This window comes from Microcoleus sp. AS-A8, assembly GCA_039962225.1.
Lineage (GTDB): Bacteria > Cyanobacteriota > Cyanobacteriia > Cyanobacteriales > Coleofasciculaceae > Allocoleopsis.
Window position 1 is genome coordinate 1 of sequence record JAMPKV010000030.1, and the last position, 21,879, is coordinate 21,879.

Here is a 21,879-nt window from a genome sequence, read left to right on the forward strand (position 1 = left end):
GCATCCTGATGAGACGCTTGCTCAAGCGCTCCAGTTTCACTTCAACTAAAGATTTAAGCGATCGCATTTTGGTATTTATTGAATATTTCAACCGAACCCTGGCTAAACCATTTAAGTGGAAGTACGAAGGCTACCCAAAGACGGTTTAGACTGGTGGGTTATTTCTGCCAGCCTGCACTAGGGAATCCCATAGATAAATTGGGGGATTCACCTCTCCCTCTTCCGCCTAGTGCAAAAAGGCAGAAGGCAGGAGGCAGAAGGCAGAAGCAACATTGCTTGTACAGTAAGCCTTATTGCCTTTGTCAACTGGATAGTTATTTCCGCCGCGCTGCACTAGTCTTTAGGGGAGCATCCCGTTTTTGCAAATATACATCGGCAGGCTGGAAGCCTGGGGCTACACAAACATAGACGCGAAGCGGCTTCCCGAAGGGTAGCCTGCCTAAGCAGCGTCATTGAAAGTCCGCGCAGACGGACTTCATTTGTGTAGCCGCGACTTTAGTCATTAGGCATTTTGACATGCATTGGGATGCACCCGTCTTTAGCCCCCAGTCTCGACGCCCTTTTCGGCCAGAGGGTAGAGCCTTAGCGATTCCTTATTTATAGTGGGAATATCCCGATCGCATAGCCATCGATGTCACTTTGTATTAACCCTCACTGCCGTAAACCCGACGATCCCGATAACACTCGCAACCGCTTCTGTGAAAATTGTGGTTCTGACCTACTCTTACATGGACGCTATCGAGTGACGCGCCTCCTCAGTGACAAAAGTGGCTTTGGTATAATCTACGAATCTGACGAACAGGGGACGCCCGAAATCCTCAAAGTCCTCAAAGAGAATCTCAACAGCGACGCGAAAGCCGTAGAACTCTTCAAACAAGAAGCGGAAGTATTAGGGCAGCTTTCTCATCCCGGTATTCCCAAGGTAGATGGCTACTTTCCATATCAGACCAGAAATGGCCCACCCTTGCACTGCCTTGTGATGGAAAAAATCGAAGGCTCTAACTTAGAGGAGTGGATGGAAGCGCGAGGGAATCGCCCGATTACTGAACCGGATGCGATCGCCTGGTTAAAGCAGCTCGCTCTCATTTTAAAGCTAGTACACGACAAGCATTACCTGCATCGGGATATTAAGCCATCCAATGTGATGCTGCGACCGAATGGGCAGTTGGTACTAATCGACTTTGGCACAGCCAGGGAAGTCACCCGAACCTACCTCGCCAAACTGGGTTCAGGACAAGGTATCACAGCCATTGTCTCCTCTGGCTACACCCCACCCGAACAAGCGAATGGGGAAGCACGGGTGCAATCCGATTTCTTCGCGTTAGGACGCACCTTTGTCTTTTTACTGACGGGACAGTATCCCAATACGATGTATGATGCCCGGTTAGATCAGTTGAACTGGCGCAGTCATACCTCCGGGATTTCACCGGGGCTGTTGAATTTGGTGGATTGGCTGATGGTGCGCGATCCCAATCAGCGCCCTGCCAATGCTCAAGCCATTTTAGATCGTCTTGCAGAACTCGAACGCCAACCGGGTTTAAGTGCGGTGGCAACCGTCAATGTGGTGGGCGCTCCTCGCACTCAACAGTTGCCGCCGCCACAAACGACAACGTTGCCACCCCAACAAAATCAGCGAGAGCCATGGCCCTTTTTCGCTTTTTGGGCATTTCTGCTCGATAAGATGGGCTTGACTGGCACTCATCCACTGCCAGCCCAAGACAATCAACGAGACAAGTTGTACCCCCTAGCTTTTTTGGCGGCTCTCTTACTGTTAGGATTAATCGGTTTAGCCGCATTAGCCTTCTTCGACTCCGACTCTACTTCCCGGCGTTCGTGGCCTAAAAATGCTCAAATTCCCCAAGAGAAAGGAGAGGTTGATTACTTTCCTTATGTAGAAGGAGCAGATAGTCAAGGGAGAACGGCTGAGTTCAACGTAGCGGTTCTGTCCAGAGAATATAAATGGCAATTTGGCAGTTCCTACCAAGTGAAACATAACGATCGCCTGATTCCGCTTGATACTTTAAAATCTGACCTTGAATCAGAAGGAATTCAGCGGATTATGGAAAATCCAAGTCAGATTATTGCCGTAGGAACTGCATCTTGTGAAGGGTCGTCTGCTCAGGAAGAGCGTCGGGCGTTTGAACGAGCTAAGCAAATCCAGCTTTTAGGCAAAAAATTATTTAGTCAGGTGCCCAGCGTCCAAAATTATCGCTTATTAAATTTAGGTCAATTTCGAGGAGATAGTTGTAACTCCAATCAGGATGAAACGTCCTACCAAAGAAGTGTGATTATTATTGGCGTGAAACAAGAAACACAAGGGGTCGTTCTCGACGAAGCACTGCGATCGCGTTTAGAAAAGAAACCTTTTGGTGACTTCCAGATTCAGGAATACTCTCTCGGCTCTCCAGATAAATTTAAAACAATACCCAGTCGCCTAGAGTGAAAAGTAGGGTGCGTTGCGACGCACCCTACAGGTAGCTAAAAAAGCACCATCATGTTGCATACGCCCCAAAAAATCTTTCAAGTCGATGCTCTATCAATTCGTCAGTATCACAACGAAGCTGAACTGGCTTTAGATGCGGCACAGCTTGCCCAAAATTATTTGCAGTCTGTACTTCTCCAAAAAGGTACAGCTACGGTTATTTTGGCAACCGGCAACTCACAACTCAAATTTCTAGATGCTCTAACCGCTTTAGAAGGTGTGGATTGGTCTAAAGTAACCTTTTTTCACCTCGATGAATTTCTCGGAATTGATGCCGAACATCCTGCAAGTTTTCGTCGCTATTTAAAAGAGCGTGTGGAAAATCGGGTCACCCCATTTCAATTTCACTACCTTGAAGGTGACGCATTGCAACCGTTGGATGAATGCTTACGTTACACCCAACTTTTACAAGCACAAGCCATTGACTTATGTTGCTTAGGAGTTGGAGGCAATGGACATTTGGCTTTTAATGAGCCATCTGTCGCTGATTTTAATGACCCTCATTCTGTGAAACTCGTAAAGCTTGACGAATCTACGCGTCTTGCACAAATGAAAAGCGGTGATTTCCCCGTTCTTGAAGCTGTGCCACAGTATGCTTTTACGCTGACCATTCCCATGCTTTGCTCTGCTCAAAAAATCCTCTGTCTCGCACCTGGGAAACATAAAGCCTCTGCGGTAAAAACACTATTGCAAGGTTCAATTTTTGAAGATAACCCGGCTTCAATCCTGCGGACAAAAGCTCAAGCGATATTATTTTTGGATGCTGATGCCGCGACAATGCTTTAAGTCAACTGATTGATAAACTGACATCTCGCACCAGAACATATGTATTATGTGACCCCCTCAGTCAATTGAAGCTCACCCGCGATCGCCTAACAGCATCCTCCCCACCCCCTGCGACACTATCGATCATCTCTAATGCTGATTGAAAAGGTATTTATACGGATATGAGGATTGAATCTGTTAGTTGTACTGTACAGTCGCGAACAAACTGACAATTTAACATTCCGAGTATTTTCCCATGAGCCAACCTGCCTTACCTACCGTTAGGCTGCTCAGCGCTTTGGCGCTTTTCCTCCTCGTTTCATGTTTTCCTGCCACTCCTGTCCCCCGCAAGGAGACTACTACTCCTAAAACCTTTGCTGATTGGTGTTTGAATAAAGCCAATTCGAGTGTGGAAACACTCCGCACTATTGATGCCATGTTGAAAGTGGCTGCAAGTCAAGATTGTAATCAGGCATCGAAGTTTCTTTCAACTCGCACTGAGCTTTCCCTCGCGCGCAATCAAATAACCGACCTCAAACCCTTATCAACACTCACCAACCTGACTATTCTCTCCCTCGATGACAATTCCATAGCCGATCTCAAACCCTTATCAACACTCACCAACCTGACTACTCTCTCCCTCGGTCGCAATCAAATAACCGACCTCAAGCCATTGTCATCTCTGACCAAGCTGACTAACCTCTCCCTCAATAACAATTCCATAGCCGACCTCAAACCCTTATCAACACTCACTAACCTAACTGTCCTCTCCCTCGAAAACAATTCCATAGCCGACCTCAAACCCTTATCAACACTCACCAAGGTGAATAACCTCTCCCTCAATAACAATTCCATAGCCGACCTCAAACCCTTATCAACACTCACCAACCTGATTTACCTCTCCCTCAGTAACAATTCCATAGCCGACATCAAGCCATTATCAACACTCACCAAGGTGACTAACCTCTGGCTCCATAACAATTCCATAGCGGACATCAAGCCATTATCAACACTCACCAAGGTGAATAACCTCTCCCTCAATAACAATTCCATAGCCGACCTCAAACCCTTATCAACACTCACCAACCTAACTGTCCTCTCCCTCGGTAACAATTCCATAGCGGACATCAAGCCATTATCAACACTCACCAACCTGACTAACCTCTCCCTCGGTAACAATTCCATAGCGGACATCAAGCCATTATCAACACTCACCAATTTGACTAACCTCTGGCTCCATAACAATCAAAGGCTGACCGATAAAACTTGTCCTGTCAAACCCGCATCTATCTGTAAATTCGTACCGGATCAAGCTGACAGCAACTCAGGTTTAATCAACTAATAAGATGTCAATAAAGTAAAAATTAAATTTGTAGGGTGTATTAGCGCCGTGTAACGCACCGCCTTGAACCAGTGCGTTACGGCGGTGGGGTTAGAGTTCGAGTTTAGCTAGGTACTTTTTCAAGTTTTCCGGTCGGTAGTCCGATCGCTTTTTCCAGCGAAGTATCGCACTTTCATGCAAGTCTTCAAACTTATCGCCAACATCCCGGAGTTTGAAACCTGCCAATAGGGTCGCCTTACCAATAAGACTCTTGGCAACAGTATGAAAATCGCAGCAAGAATCAGGGTCAACAGTGGGATTAATATGGCTGAGATCGAACTCCAGTCCCAGTCCTAGTGAGCCAACGGAGTCAATCATCCACTGCAAGGCGGTATCCGATAACTGACTATGCTCCTTCAACCCGCCCCCAACACAGCCATGATCCCCTGGAAACCAGACTTGACGTAGAACTTGGTCTTCCGCATCAGGATCTTTTACCATCGGCGTCACATCGAATACTTTACGCGCCTCATCAATCGCCACAGCATGGAGGGCGTTTTTAATCATAGGATTGAGTTGCGTGTCGTGAAATCTGTATTTACTATTAATCCGTTGATCCAGGTGCAGGAAAGGCGTTAGATCGGGAATTCCCAAAGAACCCACTGTATCCCAGCAACCTAAAAGGGTAATCGGGACGCGATCGCCATAGTTTTGCCGGAACTCTAAGGCTTCTTGGCTACTGGGTTTGCTGCCCCTACTCGTGTAAAGTTCATAAGCTTTTGGCACTTGGCGGATGTGGTAACGTCTGAGCAGACCCGAATTATAAATCAGTCCAGCAAGACTCCTGACCGTATAAGCACCTCGACTGAAACCAAAGAGGTAGATCTCATCTCCCTCAACATAGTTAAGGCAAAGAAAGCGATAGGCATCTTGGATATTGTCGTCAATTCCTTTGCCAAAAGCGCCGCCGAAAAGCTTGTCTGCGTCATTTTCCGTGCCAACGCCCTCCTCATAGAAGAGGACTTGAGGAGTTCCATCACTCGCAAAGGGTTGAATCGCTTGTGCAATTTTAACGACGTTGGTTGGACAAGGACTAGTTAACTGTTGCCAAGTTCCATCACAGCAAACGATCAGGCGTTTCATTCTCTACGTTTATGGAAGCTAGTTGATTGTGTTATTGATTTTAACGTTGTTTGAATACAGGTAGCTATTTGTCAATCTATCTTAAGCATGAATTAAAAAAGCCAGCATCGGATTTTGAGTTAAGCGAATCAGTCAGTGTTTTTCTAAAATCCCTATCAGTAATTGAAACTTACCGCAATTTGGATATAAGAGTCTCCCCTACAGTTGAAATTAATAAACATAGCTTTCAGGGATTCAGGCGATTTCTGGTGTAGATACCGGGGTAACCGTTAATTTTTAGCTGACACTCGCCTGCTTCCTGCATCAATCAACCTGGGTTTTACCTATTAGAGCAATAGAAGAGTTCACTCAAGTGATCTCTTGCCTCTTCTACTTGACAAAATGTTGATTTTGTCAAGGAGTAAGTTCTACGCTTGTTACTCGGCTCACAGGGCAAACCGATCTAAGACACAGAACTAAGGTGATTTAGATAATTTCCCCTGTCGAGAAAATCTTTGAGAATTACCCTTAAGGAAGATTGACAAAGGGTTAGCGGCTCTAACGGCTTGACCGTTTAAGTCCATAGTTGGCAAAAAGCGGCTAAGACCATTGACTACTGAGGAGTCTAGTCAAATTTTAGTGGGTGCATTGCGATCGCCAAGCCTAAATTGCCGAACTTAACTACATTCTTAGGTCAGGTGGCTCTATGGGTGCGCTATTCCCTACGAAATAGCACACTTTAACACAGATTACAAAACTAAAATCTACTTTAAAAGCCATGGAAATCCTTGCATACACTCATTGGTCGCTCAATCACGAACAGGCAGATAACCCCGAACTAGAAGCTGACGAGTTGAAATTCTTCCAGGGACTTAACTGGAAGCCACGGAGCTCGGCTTGGATTGGGTTGATTTCCTCGATCATGGCGCTGCTCATTTTAAGCGTCGCTACTAGCGCGATGGCGGCTTTCGTGAGAACAAACGGGAGTCCTGTCAATGTCCGCACCAGCCCCGGCGGTAGAGTGGTTGGCAGCTTACCCAATGGCAGATCCATTTCCCTGAGTGGTCGCGCTTCCGGGGGTTGGACTCAGCTTTCCAATGGGAACTGGGTTTATAGTCGCTGGATTAGTAATAGCGGCGGCAGTGGCGGCGGCGGTGGGGGTACTCCCGGTGTCTCGGCTTATGTCCGCACCGATGGCGGTTTGCTCCATGTCCGCTCTAGCCCCGGTGGTAGGATTGTTGGCAGCTTACCCAATGGTAGCAGCATCTCCCTCAGTGGTCGGTCTTCAGGGGGTTGGACGCAGCTTGCTAATGGGAACTGGGTTTCGACGCGCTGGATTAGTAGTAGTGGCGGCAGTGCAGGCGGTGGTGGGGGTGCGCCCTCCGGTACTTTACAACGCAACAGTAGTGGGCAAGCCGTCACCAACCTGCAAAATCGCTTGAAAGCCCTTGGTTTTTACACGGCTCCCATCACCGGCTATTATGGCGACTTAACCGAAGCGGCGGTGAGAGACTTTCAGCGATCGCGGGGAATCCAAGTTAATGGAATTGCTGGCCCCCAGACCCAAACGGTCTTGTATAGTACCAGTGGTGGTGGCAGTGCGGGCGGTGGTGGGGGTTCACCCTCAACGATTTTGCAACGCGGTAGCCGAGGTTCAACCGTTACCAATCTGCAAAATCGGCTGAAAGCCCTTGGTTTGTTTACAGGGCCCGTCACTGGCTATTATGGCGAGTTAACCGAAACCGCTGTGAGAAACTTTCAGCGATCGCGGAGAATCCAAGTCAATGGAATTGCTGGGGCGCAAACTCAAGCCGCTTTGTATGGTACCAGTAGTGGCAGCGGCGGCGGCGGCGGCGGTACACCCTCAGCTAGCTTGCAACGTGGTAGTAGTGGGCAAGCCGTCAACAACCTGCAAAATCGTCTGAGAACGCTTGGGTTCTATACTGCTTCAGTCACCGGGTATTATGGGGACGTAACCGAAGCGGCGGTGAGAGACTTTCAGCGATCGCGCGGAATACAGATTAACGGCATTGCTGGCCCCCAAACTACTGCCGCTTTGTATAGTGGAAGCAGCGTAACCTATTAATCAAAGCTTGTGAGCTTCCATTGTTTGTGACTCATGAGTTTCACACAATGGAGCAACTGAAAATTCAAGAGATGCTTGTGTTTCATTCGGCCCACACCTCTGTGTGGGCTATTTTCTGGCATTGAGGGTTCGGAAAACCTCTAGAACTTGGGATTGAGTCATACCGGGATGAATTTCGGGTCGATACAGCATTTCGATCACAACTTTATCAATCTCGGCATAGTGATTGGTGTCTGTCCAGCCTTGATAAAAGATACTATCGCTGTATTGCTCGGAATCCTCCATCAGTCCTAAGGATTGGGTTAGTTCTTCTCGAATCAAATGGGAACGTTCTTGCTGAGTGACTCCATTTGTAGAAATCAAAACCCTCGATCGATGGATGGCATGATGATCATTCCACCATCCCCAGAAAAAACCATAGTTGATCGGCTGATAGTTAGGCTCATATTGGGAAAATTTTGATTCCGGAACAAAGTAAATTTCTACATTGGGGTTATTGCCAAAAACACGAGGTTTGTTGGATGAAATGTCTTGAATAGAAGCTCCTGCTTGGGTCACCACTTGCAAACGAATTCCTGTTATTAAAGTATTGAGTTCATCAATGACCGTTTGCAACGTATTGAGGTCTTCTGGCGTGGGTGAGCCAAGCACTTGTATATTAATATCTCTATCCCATTTTTTAATAGTTGGCTCTGAGTCAGCATACTCACTTTTGAGAGCCACCTCTATAAAATAATTAATTTGAGCTGTTGTATAACTTCTACTGGGCAATGATTGCGCCACAGGGGCTTGGTGGAAGTTAGATTGAGAAACACTCACAGGATTTGCTGCGTTTTTCGGTGTATCCAACCACTTAGCATAGTTAGGTAGCTGATAAGTGGATAGCACCGAACCACTGATGAGGCTACAAATCGCTGAATTGACGACTAAAACAAATGGCTTTCGCTGGGACATAGTGGAGTGGAGAAATGGGGGCTGATAGGATGGGTGGATGCCAAGTCCACCTAGCTAAAACTGCTAATTTGTCTACCTCCGAAATTTGTTGCAACAGTATTCGAGGGAGTTAGCCTCCCTCGAAAAATCTAGTATGTTCTTTGAATCGGCTTCTAGCTTTTTGCAAAGAAGCGATCGCTTCTTCCGGTTTTTCTGCCGCCAAAGCGCTTGTCCCCGATTAAGACTCTCGTCCAGATGCCCATTGATCCCGCCATTTTACAGTTCCTTCACTGGCAATCACCCAGCGACGAGCAACAATGTTTTCCCGCAATGGAGACGTACCTTCACGCAATAGGACATATTTGTAAACGATTGGCTTTCCGGCACTTTCATTAAAAGGAATTTCTCCAAACCAAGTGTTGGTATTGATGTATTCCAGAGGATAAGCTTTGGCAATATCCCAGTTGCCTAATTCCGGACAATCTCCGATTACGACAATTTTTTCACCAGGTTTCGTTTGGACGCCATTAAGTTGCGCTCGTACAATGGTTTGCGCCTTAATTCGCTCTCCAACATGACTGATAACAATGACTTCCTTTGAATCTAACTGAAAGTCATACAACTTGCCATTTTTGACTTCATATTTCCGTCGTGATAAGACATCTGTATGTTCTCCCTCAGGCAACTCGGTTTCAACCTCGTCCAGCGTCACTGATTCTCCACGATTCATCGCCACAAACAACAGTGAATCCCGATAACGCCGCACATAACAGTAAACATCAGGAGTCAGATACTTTTGCCACTGACTTCCCATCGATACAGCAGGATTGAGTCGCCGCAAGCCAGAAAGTAAGCGAATATCTCGATAAAGCTGGCTATCAGTATCCCATTTATCCATCATTGGACGGTTGTAAGGGTCGTTATTTCCATAAGGGTCCATATCTCCATTGGTGTCATCGTGGAGATACTGTTCTGTGCCGTAATAAATGCAGGGAATACCACGAGCCGTCATAATCAATATAACCGCCAAACGCAAAATATCCGGGTCAGGATTTAGCGTTTGGAAGCGGTGCATATCGTGATTATCGATAAATGTAATCAGCTCAGTTGCACTATAGTAGTGATAATCTTGGTCAAAGACTTCTTGAATTAAGTGAAATCCTCCTTCAGCCCCCGTCCCTAAGGCTTGTCGAATCGCCATGCAAAGACCAAAATCTAGAATTGACATTCCAGATTCATTAGCAAATTCAACGGAACGGTCATTCAGAGGGCTACTATGAATCCACTCTCCGAAAATAAAAACATCGGGTCTATGGCTTTGAATGTCAGCAATAAATTCTTGCCAAAACCAGATCGGCATATGCTTCACCGTGTCAACCCGTAAAGCATCGACTCCTCGATCTAGCCATTGCTTCATGGCTGACTTAATGTAGTTCCGATATTGGATATTATTTTCGTTAAACGTGGCAAGCCCTGACAATTCACAATTTTGCACTTGCCACTCGTCTTCCCAATCTGTCACTTCACCATAATGGTGATACCAGTGATTTTTATCATTATTAAAATCAGCGATTAGCTTGCCATCATCGTAGAGTAATCCCTTCTTGCCGCTAAAATCAGGGTTGCTATGGTTACACACAATATCCAGAATCATTTTCATGTTCCGTTTGTGTAATTCATCAATTAATCTGTCAAAAACCGTATTTCTACTTTCTTGAGTTTTATTGAGAGACGGGTCATCGTCTTTGTGAATAAAGCGAGGATTGAGTCGCTTAAAATCCTTTGTCCAGTAGCCATGAATAGCGGCACTATCAATAAATAAAGCTTCAACTTGCTCAAACAAAGGAGTGAGCCAAATGGCTGTCACTCCCAAGTTTTTTAAGTAGTCCAATTTGTCAATAATTCCTTGTAAATCTCCCCCCCAGTATTTTCCCCAATCCTTTCCTTCGGGGTCATAAAGCTCTGGATTTGGGCCTTCACTATTTTCTGGATCGCCATCAGAAAAGCGATCGACAACAATGAAGTAGAGGCTCTCCTGGCGAAATTCAATATCTCTGGTATATAAAAACTCTAAATCTATTTCACTTTCGGATGGAGTCTCAGAAACTAACGCATCGACTTCTGCTTCAACTTTTGCTTCTGATATTTCATACTGAGATGAGGAGGATTGGGGGGGAGGAGTTGAGACCATAATAAGAGTGATGGAAAGGCTTATAGAGAGTCGTCTAAATTTGTCAAAACAGACGCATAATGTCTGAAAATAAAGATTACTCAGACAGACTTAATCTAGCATTTTACAGAATGCCGTCTTCTTTGTACAGATAGTTTTTTAAGTCCCTTTTTGGTTAAAAAACTTGGATTGACTGAAATCAAGGACAAAAAGTAATAGAGAAATCTCTAGAGTGTTATCAAAAAATGTCATAAACCTACCTTCTGATAGATGCATGATCGAATACTTTTTGATATAAGGTGAGCTGTAACCAGACACGAGATCTTGTTCTCCCTCACAAGAAACCTCTTTAGTACCGAGGCTGTGTAGTTTCATACTCCCTACTTGATGATTTTTTTATCAATATATTCTCGCCAGTATTTTATCTGATCTCCTTCAAGCTCAAAAATGATGGCATCTTCAGCTTGAGATTTTTCACCCGTTTCTTTATTTTTTTCACTCCAATTCCACTCAATAGCTCCCTCATTCCCCTTGGCAATAATCCGTTTTATCGTCACTTTTGTATCTGTGAATTCGGCGAAGTAACTATCCGCTGCCTGTTTAACCTCTTGTTTTCCCCTGAACTGGAAACCCGGTACAGCAAACAAACAATCGTCCACAAAATCAGCAATGATTTGTTTAGAGTCGGCGGCTTCCCAAGCCTTAGCCTGTCTTTCTACGAGTTGTTGAATTTTCGAGTCAACCAGTAGTGTATCTGTTTGTGATGAGTGCATACTTATCGAACAGTTTTGCCAGTTAGCGTGGGCTGGAGATTGGTTTGTGGCAATGCCTAAGCTGCACAAGCAAACTAAACCATAAATAACAAGAGCGGCTCTAATACGTATCATTCGATTGGTAGATCCTGTGACTCAATCTCCTTCCTCTGCCGATGGCAAAGGAGGACGATGTCCATCTGGATAAATCGTTGAACTGTCCACGTAAGCCTCAGAGAGTTCAGCTTTATGGCTACGAAACAAGTTACTGCCACTTAACTGTGTCTTTGTCAGGTTAGTTTGACTCAGATTTGCACCGCTCAAGTCAGCACCACTTAAATTGGCATAACTCAGGTCAGCCTTAGCTAAATCAGCTCCTTGTAAATTTGCACGCGACAAATTAGCGCCCCGCAAGTTGACTCGTCGCAGACTGGCTCTAAACAAATTGGCTGCCTCAAGATCTGCATTCTCTAAATTGGCCTGAAAAAGCTGGGCATCACTCAACTGTGCGGCCTGAAGCTGAGCCTGCTGCAAGTCAGCTTGACTCAGGTTAGCGTAGGGCAGGTAAGTTTTTTGAAGGTTGCTACCCCTCAAATCGATTCCTGGTAAATCGGATTCAAATAAGTCAGCCCCACTGATATCTACTTTGCTAAAGTCTCGTCTCCCACTCGCATATTGAGCGAGTAGCTCTGATCCACGTATCTTCTTCATCTGTGCTTTTGGTTTGGATGCATCTCTCCGACGGAGAAACTTTACTCCCCCAATGTCAATGAGTATTTATACCCATTTTTTGTTCCACTTTAATAAGGTAAGCCACTGTAACCAAAGACACATTTGTTCTAATATTTTCTTAAGAATTGTAAAGAATTAAATAAATATCTTAGAATTTTATTGACAAAATTTAATTTTCATGAATGCCCTATCAACTTCTACAGCCATCCATAAACGAAGGTCAAGGTATTGGATTAACCTTAAGGATAGACAGAATGCAGGGGATTGAGACAGTTGAGAGACGAGTCTGTCACCTATCCGAGCTAAGAGCATCGTCTTTTGGTAGGTTCTGCTCAGAAGTGTGTAAAAAGTTGGGTGACCTTATGATGTCAAGATAAACGACGAAGCAAAAACGTATTAAAACAATTATGTCAGACCAGCAATTATCAATTGCTCAGCATTACCACGAGCGCACTAAATATTATCCAGAGACGATCGCCGCCAAAAGCAAGGTTCTCGACTGGGAAAATCAACCCGTACCTTATAAGGACTATAAAGTTGGCGCTAACATTGACCTGAAACCCTATCTAAAAGAAGACCCAAAGGCGTTTACGAGTGAACCGGGTAAAACGTTGTGGCGGCTGTCACAACTGCTCTTTTACAGCTATGGATTGACGGCGAGGATGCCGACCTTGATGGGCCCACCCATGTATCTGCGAGCAGCTCCCTCTGCCGGGGGATTATACCCAGCCGAGGTATATTTGGTCTGCCGAGGAACACCGGCTTTACCGACAGGGCTGTATAACTATCAGTGCCGAAGCCATTCTCTGGTTCATTTTTGGGAGAGCGAAGTTTGGTGTGTGCTGCAAGATGCCTGTTACTGGCATACGACCTTAGGCAGTACAGATATCGCCATTGTGATTACAGCCGTTTTTTATCGTTCCGCATGGCGTTATGAAGACCGGGCTTATCGGCGGATTTTCTTGGATACGGGTCATATCCTGGGTAACATTGAGCTAGCTTCAGCCTTCACCGATTACCGACCGCACCTGATTGGTGGTTTTTCAGATGAGACGGTGAACGAGCTGCTTTATCTAGACTCGAAGAAGGAAGCTGCGATCGCGGTGATTCCCATCGCCGATCAGCTCAATTTTCGACAACAACTGCCGCCGGCTCCCACCACCTTGCCCTCCATGATTTTCCTACACTATCCAGAAATTCCAGACGGGCAATTACTCAATTATTTGCATCATGTCACCGAAATCGATCAGATGCGGAATTGGGATGTTGAGGTTGAGAAATATCAAGTTAAAGAGGCACAACTGCTACAAGGAGATAAATATAATTTTCCGTTCTGTACAAAGGTTTCAACAGTTACAAGGCCAATCAATTGGGCAGAGGGCAGCAGCGATGGTATTCTCCAATCGTTGGAGAATACCATCCTGAAACGTCGCTCCACTCGTGCTTATAATGGTGCCAATCTAACTCTAGATGAACTCAAATATGTACTCGATTTTACTTATCAGCCTCAGCACTATACTGACCAAGGGCTGGACGGTTCGCCGGATTATTTCGATTTGAGTTTAATTGAAACCTTTATCGCCGTGTCGGGCGTGACGAACTTAGAAGAGGGCTGTTACTATTACGCGCCGAAAGCTCAAGAATTACGGCAAATTCGATTTAAAAACTTCCGGCGAGAGTTACACTACTTGTGTCTAGGACAAGAGTTGGGTCGAGATGCGGGAGTTGTGGTATTCCATACGTCTGACTTGAAAAGGGCGGTGGACAAACAAGGCGATCGCGCCTACCGTTATCTCCACATGGATGCGGGTCATTTGGGACAACGGATGAATCTAGCCGCCATTTACCTGGGTTTAGGGGTTAGTGGTATTGGTGGATTTTTTGATGACCAGGTGAATGAAGTATTGGGTATCCCAACCGATGAAGCCGTTTTGTACATCACTACTCTTGGACGCCCTAAAAGAAGTTAGTCGTCTTGGGGCGTATCGGAGTACACTAGCTCAAATAGAGTGACGGCGTAAATCTTGTTTAAGCCAAGAAAAGCGAAGCTAATTAGGTGCCTTGTCCCAGAATTTCTCATTAATATTTGAAAGAGGCCAAGTAGGTAGGGATTAGTTATGAGTACAGTCCTGGTGGTAGAAGATAGTCTTCCACAAAGAGAAATGATCTCACAACTTCTGAAAGGGTATGGACTGAGGGTCATTGTGGCAGGTGATGGCGTCGAAGCCCTAGAGCAAATTCAATCGTCTTCTCCAGATCTCGTGGTTTTAGACATCATCATGCCCCGGATGAATGGCTATGAAGTCTGCCGTCGGCTCAAAGCCAACTCTAGAACCCAAAACTTGGCGGTGGTTATGTGTTCGGCGAAGAAAGAAGAATTTGACCGCTACTGGGGTATCAAGCAAGGTGCTGATGCTTATATTTCCAAGCCTTTCCACCCTCAAGAGCTTGTTGGTACAGTAAAGCAGCTTCTGCGAAGTTAAGGGATGTTATATCCCATCTAGCAAATAGATAATCCCTCTTGTGTGCGCCGGAACTGGGCGTTTTCAAAGAGGGTCATTTGATTTTGTAAAACACTTTCATTCGGAATTCCACGGCTGTAAGTAAAATTACTGATTCACCTAATCGGCTCAGTCCGAGTTTTTCGGCTCAGCCACAGCTTTAGAGTGCGTCTTGGCACACTACCTACCGATGACTTTAGGCTGCTTCACCAAAATTTCATCCATTTTCCCTCAATCCTCAAAACTGCTTTATGCAAATAAGTCTGACAAACCGAGATGCTTAAAGGTAGAAGGTATAAGTTAATGGGATGCACATAAAATGAATGAAGATATTAGGGAAGCATTCGTCGTTGCTGCGCTAGAAACCTTTAAGAAACTTTCGGAATGTCCAGAACTCAAAAACTACAAAATTTACTGTGAACCGGGAAAAAGCCTCAGAAGAAAACTTCAGAAACGTGCAGAAATAGGAGGAACAAGTGCCCCTGTGACAACGGGTGTATCTTCTGTGCCTTTTCGATGGGTACTTGTGGTATCCGCTCAAACGTCAGCTCGTCAGTCAGCATTGAAAGTCCGTGGATATCGCCAGTCTTACATTTCACCTAGTTGTTCAATTAGTTCCTAACTATTCATAGCTTCGTCAAATGTCAATCGGGGCTTTTAGTGTTTTTTTAATTCTTCGGGCTTACTGATACACTCTCCATAAAGCATGGCTAGGGATTTTATTTGATATAAAATTTATCAATTATTTCCAGGTTGCTAAAAATTTGACTCCGCGATGAAACCTTATCAGAAGATACCGATTCAAGAGTGTGGAGAGCCGCTCGTACCTATTCCCCTAGAACAGTTTGCCGTAGAATCACCTCATCCCTACGAAAAACTGGGAGCGCCCTATGGGGACACTTCTCCGTACTATCTGCGCGAGAGCGTGATCGCAGCCTTGATTACTGTACAAGCTGAACTCCAACAACGACATGCCGATTGGCGCATCCAGATTTTTGATGCCTATCGACCCGTAGCCGTTCAACAATTTATGGTGGATCACACATTCGCTGAGGTCGTTCAAGCCCAAAACTTAGACCCAGAGACCCTATCCGACGACCAACGCGACGCCATTTTACAGCAAGTCTATCAAATCTGGGCGGTGCCCAGTCCCAACCCAAAGACGCCGCCGCCTCACAGTACTGGTGCCGCCATCGATCTGACCTTGGTGGATGCTACAGGTCAGATGATTGATATGGGTTCAGCCATTGACGAACTCTCACCCCGTTCTCATCCCGACTATTACGCCAATCAGCCGGACAAGCCCTATCATGAGCATCGGCAGCTATTGCGGGATGTCATGTACTCGGCTGGCTTCCGCCGTCATCCAGGAGAGTGGTGGCATTTCTGCCTGGGGGATCAAATGTGGGCGTGGCTGTGCAATCAAGACAATCCAACGGTGACTGTTAGGGCACGTTATGGTCGCGTTGCCCATCAATAGGAAGGTGTTCATACACAGTTGCAGTCAAACGTAGTACTTTATCTTTCCCCCCATCTCCCCATCTGCCCATCCAACTGATCTACTATCTTTGAACCCAACTCGGTATCAGGTGTCAGGGGTCAAGTGTCAGGTGCCGGCAGCCAGAAGTCAGATAATCTAGGTAAAGACGGTTTTGTTTAGCATGTACCCCTAGAAAGAAACAACATATGGTTGCACCCCAGCGAGTATTTGTTCTCCTATTTCATGCCCGAACGGAAAACGAGGGAATTCACACGATTCGGATTGGTGATCGCAACAAGGTACTGATGTTTGAATCAGAAGACGATGCCACCCGTTTTGGTTTGTTATTGGAAGCGCAGGATTTCCCAGAAGCCACTGTGGAAGCCATCGGTGCTGATGAAATTGAAGAGTTTTGCCGCTCGAATGATTATGATTGGGAGCTGATTGAACCCGGACGTTTGGAAATTCCGCCAGAGACGAATGTGGAACAAACAGACTGGCAAGCGAAGGCCGCTCAATCTGAAGAACCGGAAATGACTGACTTAGAGCGCATTCGTCGTCAGCTAGAGGGACTATTGTAAATATTCAGGGAATTGGAAAAGGGAAAAAGTCAAACAATGACCAATGACCGATGACCAATGACCAATGACCAATGACCGATGACCAAACAGTAAAATCATGAAGAATTTGGAGGAGCGGGGTCATCTGCTGACTGAGCAGATTAATCCAGCAAGTCAGAACCTTGACCAGCTAACATCCCTGGAGTTGGTAGATCTATTTAATCGCGAGGATGCCAAAACTCTCAGTGCGATCGCAGCAGCACGAACTGAGCTGGCACAAGCCATTGACCGCACGGCTCTTGCTCTGAGTCGGGGGGGACGGCTCTTCTATGTGGGAGCAGGAACGAGTGGACGTTTAGGGGTACTGGATGCAGCAGAGTGTCCCCCCACCTTTTGTACACCGCCCGAACTGGTTCAGGGAATCATTGCTGGGGGTGCCGGTGCTTTGGTGCGGAGTTCGGAAGATTTGGAGGATAAACCGGAAGATGGGGCAGAAGCGATCGCCCATCGCCATGTTACGGAACTCGATGTTGTCGTCGGCATCACCGCAGGTGGCACCACACCCTTCGTTCACGGTGCTCTCCAAGCCGCACGACAGCGAGGAGCGACAACAATTTTAATTGCCTGTGTTCCGGCAGAACAGGTGAGTACGGAGGCTGACTTGGATATTCGACTCTTGGTTGGCCCAGAAGTCCTGGCTGGCTCCACGCGGCTGAAAGCGGGTACCGTGACCAAGATGGCCTTAAACATCATCTCCACCAGTGTGATGGTTCGGCGGGGCAAAGTCTACGGCAATCGCATGGTAGATGTTGCCGTGACCAACAAAAAACTTCATGACCGTGCGTTGCGAATTCTGCAAGACCTCACCAGTCTCAGCCGGGAGGAGGCAGGATATTTATTAGAGCGCAGTGGACGCCATGTCAAACTAGCGCTTGTGATGCATTGGACAGGACTCGACAAAGAAGAAAGCGATCGCCTCCTGCTTCAACATCAAGGCGATCTCAGGATTGCCGTGCAAAGCTGGAATAACAATAGTAAGGAGAACAGTTGAGGCTTTTTCTGCGATTGTTCCCATCACCTATAAGAAACGACTAACTACTCTAAAATGTTTACTGGATCGGAGACGACTGCAACGGTATTAATTATTCTCGTGGCGCTCGGCGTCATGGGTTGGGGCTTCAACCGTGCCCGGACTTACGGCAAACTGGGAATCTTAGCCTGGTTGCAGTCTGTCGTATTAACAGCTCCTTGGTTAGTGTTTTTTGGCTTAGTGACCGCTGGAATTTATCTCAATTTCGTGGGCATTCTCTTTTTGTTGGTCGCTTCAGCCGGGTTGTACATCTATTTGGGTAAGCTTTTACGGGATGCCGGCCAGGGTGCGGTGTTGCAGGAACAGGCTAAACAACTGCTCGATAACAAAGCCCAACCGAGTGATACTCCCCAACAGCCGGAGCAGCCACAAATCGCAACAACTGAGAATGCAGCGCCGCCCAACAATGGCACGAATCCCGCAATTGAGGTTGTTCCCATTCCGGCAGACGATCTGAAGCTGCTGCAAGGGATTTTTAGCATTGACACCTTCTTTGCTACGGAAACGATTCCCTATCAGGAAGGAGTGATTTTCAAAGGTAATATGCGGGGCACAGACCCAGAAGAAGTGTATTCCCGTTTAGCGAGCAGTGTCAAAGAACGATTAGATGATCGCTACCGACTCTTTTTAGTCGAAAGCCCCGAAGGAAGACCCGTCGTGATTGTTCTTCCCAGCAGCAATGATCCCCAACCCGCAACCGTCCCTCAAAAAATTCTCGCCGTTGTCCTTCTGGTTGCCACAATCGCCACATCCCTAGAAGCGGCTGGGTTGCTGCTGAACTTCGATTTCTTCAAAAACCCAGAGCGATTTCAGGAAGTCCTGCCCTTCGCGCTGGGAATCTGGACGGTTTTTGCCGCGCACGAACTCGGTCACTGGTGGCAAGCCATACGCCATAAAGTAAAGCTCAGTCTGCCTTTTTTCATTCCCAGTTGGCAAATTGGTTCTTTTGGTGCTATTACTCGCTTTGAGTCTTTAATTCCTCACCGAGCGGCCTTGTTTGATATCTCCTTCGCAGGGCCAGCCGCCGGTGGTATTGTTTCCTTACTGATGTTGATTGCCGGATTTATCCTCTCTCATCAGGGCAGTTCCTTTCAAGTCCCTGTTCAGTTTTTTCAGGGATCGATCTTGGTGGGATCGCTAGCACGAGTTTTCTTGGGTTCGGCTTTACAAGGAAATTTGGTGGATGTTCACCCATTAGTGATTATTGGTTGGCTAGGCTTGGTGGTGACAGCATTAAACGTGATGCCAGCAGGGCAACTGGATGGAGGGCGAGTTGTTCAAGCTATCTACGGACGCAAAACCGCTCGACGTACCACCATTGCTACCTTAATTGTCTTGGGAATTGTCGCTTTGGTGAATCCAGCCAATCCTATTGTTTTGTACTGGGCAATCGTGATTCTGTTTTTGCTGCGGGCTCTAGAACGTCCAACGCTCAATGAGATTACAGAACTCAATGACACACGAGCTATTCTAGGATTGTTAATGCTGTTTTTGATGGTGGCAACCCTCATTCCCTTTACTCCCGCCTTAGCCGTTCGTCTGGGAATTGGGGGTTAAATGACTTTTACCCTTTGAAGGGAGGTTAGCAAGTTGAAAATTGGCAAGTTAATGCGTTCTAAACTTCAAACTTCAAACTTTACAAGTTTCAACCCTCTGATCCCAAATCCCACTAGTAGATCCCTTTGTTAAGGGTCTAAAGAATCTCTTCCCCATCCTCGTATGAGCTTTGGCTCCTCTCTCCCACTGCTTTGAGGAATAAGGGGGTTATCGAAACGGATTGGGTATGACCCCGTCCCTATAGCAACCTTAATCAATTGTCATGCATTCTTTACCATAGGTGCATGGCAATTCAGTATTTTCCCGGTTAAAATGAGATCTCCTATTTCTATGTCCAAAAATTAGTACAAAGAGGGATTGACAAGGTTCTCCCAAATCCAAATTGGTTGCAGAACCTACTGTTCAAAGGCTACAGTCATACCTTCTGTAAAAATTATGCATTTGCGTAAGCGCTCTTTAGAGTGCAGCCTTAAAGGCGCGTCGTGGTTGTGAATTTTCCTACCTCGACAACAAAACATTTTTGCGTACTGCTCCAGAGAATCCGATTGCAATTGGCAAGCATCGGCTCCAAAAACAAAACGAGTTTATGCTCCGGCGCAAAAATCATGCAAGTGCATTCCATATTTTCCGACCGGGAAGAAATTTTTCAGGTTTCCGGAGCTACTCAGCATTGGGGTGCTTTTTATCTATGGATTAGTACGCTCAAGAGACTAAAGCACCAGTTGTGAGGACGGCGATGGAAGACACAAATACTAGAGGCTCTGCTACAGCGACTTTCGACAGAAGAGTGATTCAGCCCCGTCTGATCATCCAGGCATTGGCATTTACAGGGATTTTGTACTTCTGCGTTGGTCAGACACCACCAGATACAACAAAGGCTCTGTTCCGTCCTGAGGGAACCAGAACCACCTTTTCGATCAGCTTTGGGAATTCTGTATTGCACCATGCCTCCAAGCAGTCGGGTTTACCAACCTCCGCTCTCCGCATTGTTCAGGCTAAACCACAAACCTGGTCGGATAATTGCCTGGGGCTAGCTGATTCTGCGGCTTTGTGTACCCAGATGGTCGTTCCTGGCTGGCAAATCGCTGTGATGAGTGGGCAACAACGCTGGATTTATCGCACGAATGCATCAGGTTCGATGATTAAGCTAGAACGTGAGATCGCTTCCCCTAGCTCATAAGCCAGCTCATCATGACAGGCTGTTCAGTCTGTCTTACCCTCACTCCACCCAATTATCAACTCGCAAGTATAGCCGTTCGAGATGTTATGGACGCAGGAAATTAATGTCCGGGATTTTATACAAAAAAATTACACTTCATACGTAGGAGATGAGTCGTTTTTAGCTCATCCCACACAACGCACCGCCACCTTGTGGGATAAAGTAAAATTCCTGATGCAGCAAGAGAGGGAAAATGGCGTACTGGATGCCGATACAAAGGTGGTATCGACGATTACCTCTCATGAACTGGGTTATATTGCCAAGGACTTAGAACAAATCATTGGGTTGCAAACGGATAAACCCTTTCCTGCACACCCTATCTAACCTGGGCCCTGCACCAGAACCGAACTTAACCATTTTATGCTCGGAGTAATTACCGATAAACTTTACGCGTTTGGTTGAGGCTGCTCATACCAAGTTGCATTCAAATGTATCACTCTCTCTTTCTCTTACCTCAGCGTCCTGGAGTGCCTCTGTGGTTCGTTAAATTCTACGTTAGATTGCAACGCAGTATCACGCTCACGAATTATTAAATCAATCACCAATCAGTGGCAAGATTGTTTGGTTTTGTAAAATCCTTAAATCTCGTAGGATTCTGAATAAAATTGTTGTGCTATGCGAAGGCGATATTCCAAAAAATTAAGGCAGACTATCGCCTCAATTGTATAAAAGAATGGAGCAGATGCCCGATTCAAACTTTTATAATGCATGTGTTCCACACTGGTGGAGTCAGTATCGACCCCAATTTTTTAACTGTGGCGATCGCAAAGATGTAATAGATACCTACTTCGCTCTTTCAGAATTACACGCTAAGGACAGCACTAACTCATATTTAGAGCCAAATAGACTTTTTGCACTTGTAGATTTAGATATTCAAATACAACGAGGTTTAACTTACAACGATATTTGCATTAAGTAAAGCCGTGTCTTTATATACAGCTTTATTTTACTAATCTTTATGTTTTTAAATATATCCGAGTTGATAGCTAATAGCCACAATAGCCACAATTGATACTGATGTACTCGAATACGTAATCCTAGATTAAGCGCCTAGAAAAACTTTGCTCAAGCCTTGATTCAGCTAGGCCATAGCTGAGTAAAAATATGGA

General features: G+C 46.0%; 17 protein-coding genes and 1 pseudogene. 13 read left to right on the forward strand and 5 right to left on the reverse strand.

Annotated elements, in window-relative coordinates:
* Positions 1-631 precede the first annotated feature (631 nt).
* The 3 genes from NDI48_28080 (at position 632) to NDI48_28090 (ending at position 4,589) form a co-directional block, all read left to right on the forward strand.
* Positions 632-2,443, forward strand: a complete 1,812-nt coding sequence (locus NDI48_28080) for a serine/threonine protein kinase (protein ID MEP0835027.1) — start codon at positions 632-634, stop codon at positions 2,441-2,443.
* A gap of 51 nt (positions 2,444-2,494) precedes the next feature.
* Entirely contained in the window at positions 2,495-3,268 is a 774-nt protein-coding gene (locus NDI48_28085; protein MEP0835028.1) for a glucosamine-6-phosphate deaminase, read from the forward strand.
* Positions 3,269-3,503: 235 nt separating this feature from the next.
* Positions 3,504-4,589 (forward strand): leucine-rich repeat domain-containing protein, encoded by a 1,086-nt coding sequence (locus NDI48_28090; protein ID MEP0835029.1) that lies wholly within the window; start codon positions 3,504-3,506, stop codon positions 4,587-4,589.
* 90 nt (positions 4,590-4,679) lie between these two features.
* On the opposite strand, the gene NDI48_28095 is transcribed toward NDI48_28090, so the two are convergent.
* Positions 4,680-5,711: a DUF2235 domain-containing protein gene (locus NDI48_28095; GenBank protein MEP0835030.1), complete on the reverse strand. Its 1,032-nt coding sequence runs from the start codon at positions 5,709-5,711 to the stop codon at positions 4,680-4,682.
* Positions 5,712-6,468: 757 nt separating this feature from the next.
* Here NDI48_28095 and NDI48_28100 point away from each other — a divergent pair.
* Complete coding sequence (locus tag NDI48_28100; GenBank protein MEP0835031.1) at positions 6,469-7,776, forward strand: peptidoglycan-binding protein; 1,308 nt, start codon at positions 6,469-6,471, stop codon at positions 7,774-7,776.
* A 108-nt stretch (positions 7,777-7,884) separates the two neighbouring features.
* Here NDI48_28100 and NDI48_28105 read toward each other — a convergent pair whose 3' ends face one another.
* The 4 genes from NDI48_28105 to NDI48_28120 all read right to left on the reverse strand — a co-directional run bounded on the left by NDI48_28105 (position 7,885) and on the right by NDI48_28120 (position 12,342).
* The gene (locus tag NDI48_28105) at positions 7,885-8,730 is read right to left on the reverse strand and encodes a DUF2927 domain-containing protein (protein ID MEP0835032.1); all 846 of its coding nucleotides are present in this window, start codon (positions 8,728-8,730) and stop codon (positions 7,885-7,887) included.
* A 217-nt stretch (positions 8,731-8,947) separates the two neighbouring features.
* Positions 8,948-10,900, reverse strand: coding sequence for an alpha-amylase family glycosyl hydrolase (locus tag NDI48_28110; protein ID MEP0835033.1), 1,953 nt, complete (start codon positions 10,898-10,900; stop codon positions 8,948-8,950).
* 359 nt (positions 10,901-11,259) lie between these two features.
* On the reverse strand, positions 11,260-11,766 hold the full coding sequence (locus NDI48_28115) for a nuclear transport factor 2 family protein (GenBank protein ID MEP0835034.1): 507 nt from the start codon (positions 11,764-11,766) through the stop codon (positions 11,260-11,262).
* A 21-nt stretch (positions 11,767-11,787) separates the two neighbouring features.
* Entirely contained in the window at positions 11,788-12,342 is a 555-nt protein-coding gene (locus NDI48_28120) for a pentapeptide repeat-containing protein (GenBank protein ID MEP0835035.1), read from the reverse strand.
* Between the two features lie 428 nt (positions 12,343-12,770).
* Here NDI48_28120 and NDI48_28125 point away from each other — a divergent pair, with 428 nt between their 5' ends.
* The 9 genes and pseudogenes from NDI48_28125 (at position 12,771) to NDI48_28165 (ending at position 21,073) form a co-directional block, all read left to right on the forward strand.
* Positions 12,771-14,333, forward strand: a complete 1,563-nt coding sequence (locus NDI48_28125) for a SagB/ThcOx family dehydrogenase (GenBank protein ID MEP0835036.1) — start codon at positions 12,771-12,773, stop codon at positions 14,331-14,333.
* Between the two features lie 147 nt (positions 14,334-14,480).
* A complete protein-coding gene (locus NDI48_28130; protein MEP0835037.1) occupies positions 14,481-14,846 on the forward strand; it encodes a response regulator in 366 nt (121 codons plus the stop codon).
* 337 nt (positions 14,847-15,183) lie between these two features.
* Entirely contained in the window at positions 15,184-15,486 is a 303-nt protein-coding gene (locus tag NDI48_28135; GenBank protein MEP0835038.1) for a hypothetical protein, read from the forward strand.
* A gap of 153 nt (positions 15,487-15,639) precedes the next feature.
* Positions 15,640-16,344, forward strand: coding sequence for a D-alanyl-D-alanine dipeptidase (locus NDI48_28140; GenBank protein MEP0835039.1), 705 nt, complete (start codon positions 15,640-15,642; stop codon positions 16,342-16,344).
* Between the two features lie 206 nt (positions 16,345-16,550).
* Positions 16,551-16,925, forward strand: coding sequence for a DUF3110 domain-containing protein (locus tag NDI48_28145; protein ID MEP0835040.1), 375 nt, complete (start codon positions 16,551-16,553; stop codon positions 16,923-16,925).
* 97 nt (positions 16,926-17,022) lie between these two features.
* Positions 17,023-17,955 carry an N-acetylmuramic acid 6-phosphate etherase gene (gene murQ, locus NDI48_28150; protein MEP0835041.1) on the forward strand — a complete coding sequence of 311 codons (933 nt, stop codon included), beginning with the start codon at positions 17,023-17,025 and terminating at the stop codon, positions 17,953-17,955.
* 54 nt (positions 17,956-18,009) lie between these two features.
* Positions 18,010-19,551, forward strand: coding sequence for a site-2 protease family protein (locus tag NDI48_28155; GenBank protein ID MEP0835042.1), 1,542 nt, complete (start codon positions 18,010-18,012; stop codon positions 19,549-19,551).
* Positions 19,552-20,287: 736 nt separating this feature from the next.
* The gene (locus NDI48_28160) at positions 20,288-20,731 is read left to right on the forward strand and encodes a hypothetical protein (protein ID MEP0835043.1); all 444 of its coding nucleotides are present in this window, start codon (positions 20,288-20,290) and stop codon (positions 20,729-20,731) included.
* A gap of 81 nt (positions 20,732-20,812) precedes the next feature.
* Positions 20,813-21,073, forward strand: a pseudogene (locus tag NDI48_28165) (formate acetyltransferase).
* Positions 21,074-21,879: the final 806 nt, after the last annotated feature.

Coding starts and splice junctions, on each gene's coding strand:
- murQ (MEP0835041.1), top strand. CDS start 17,023: ATGAAGAATTTGGAGGAGCGGGGTCATCTGCTGACTGAGCAGATTAAT.
- NDI48_28130 (MEP0835037.1), top strand. CDS start 14,481: ATGAGTACAGTCCTGGTGGTAGAAGATAGTCTTCCACAAAGAGAAATG.
- NDI48_28145 (MEP0835040.1), top strand. CDS start 16,551: ATGGTTGCACCCCAGCGAGTATTTGTTCTCCTATTTCATGCCCGAACG.
- NDI48_28155 (MEP0835042.1), top strand. CDS start 18,010: ATGTTTACTGGATCGGAGACGACTGCAACGGTATTAATTATTCTCGTG.
- NDI48_28090 (MEP0835029.1), top strand. CDS start 3,504: ATGAGCCAACCTGCCTTACCTACCGTTAGGCTGCTCAGCGCTTTGGCG.
- NDI48_28080 (MEP0835027.1), top strand. CDS start 632: ATGTCACTTTGTATTAACCCTCACTGCCGTAAACCCGACGATCCCGAT.
- NDI48_28085 (MEP0835028.1), top strand. CDS start 2,495: ATGTTGCATACGCCCCAAAAAATCTTTCAAGTCGATGCTCTATCAATT.
- NDI48_28160 (MEP0835043.1), top strand. CDS start 20,288: ATGGAAGACACAAATACTAGAGGCTCTGCTACAGCGACTTTCGACAGA.
- NDI48_28100 (MEP0835031.1), top strand. CDS start 6,469: ATGGAAATCCTTGCATACACTCATTGGTCGCTCAATCACGAACAGGCA.
- NDI48_28115 (MEP0835034.1), bottom strand. CDS start 11,766: ATGATACGTATTAGAGCCGCTCTTGTTATTTATGGTTTAGTTTGCTTG.
- NDI48_28135 (MEP0835038.1), top strand. CDS start 15,184: ATGAATGAAGATATTAGGGAAGCATTCGTCGTTGCTGCGCTAGAAACC.
- NDI48_28120 (MEP0835035.1), bottom strand. CDS start 12,342: ATGAAGAAGATACGTGGATCAGAGCTACTCGCTCAATATGCGAGTGGG.
- NDI48_28140 (MEP0835039.1), top strand. CDS start 15,640: ATGAAACCTTATCAGAAGATACCGATTCAAGAGTGTGGAGAGCCGCTC.
- NDI48_28125 (MEP0835036.1), top strand. CDS start 12,771: ATGTCAGACCAGCAATTATCAATTGCTCAGCATTACCACGAGCGCACT.
- NDI48_28110 (MEP0835033.1), bottom strand. CDS start 10,900: ATGGTCTCAACTCCTCCCCCCCAATCCTCCTCATCTCAGTATGAAATA.
- NDI48_28095 (MEP0835030.1), bottom strand. CDS start 5,711: ATGAAACGCCTGATCGTTTGCTGTGATGGAACTTGGCAACAGTTAACT.
- NDI48_28105 (MEP0835032.1), bottom strand. CDS start 8,730: ATGTCCCAGCGAAAGCCATTTGTTTTAGTCGTCAATTCAGCGATTTGT.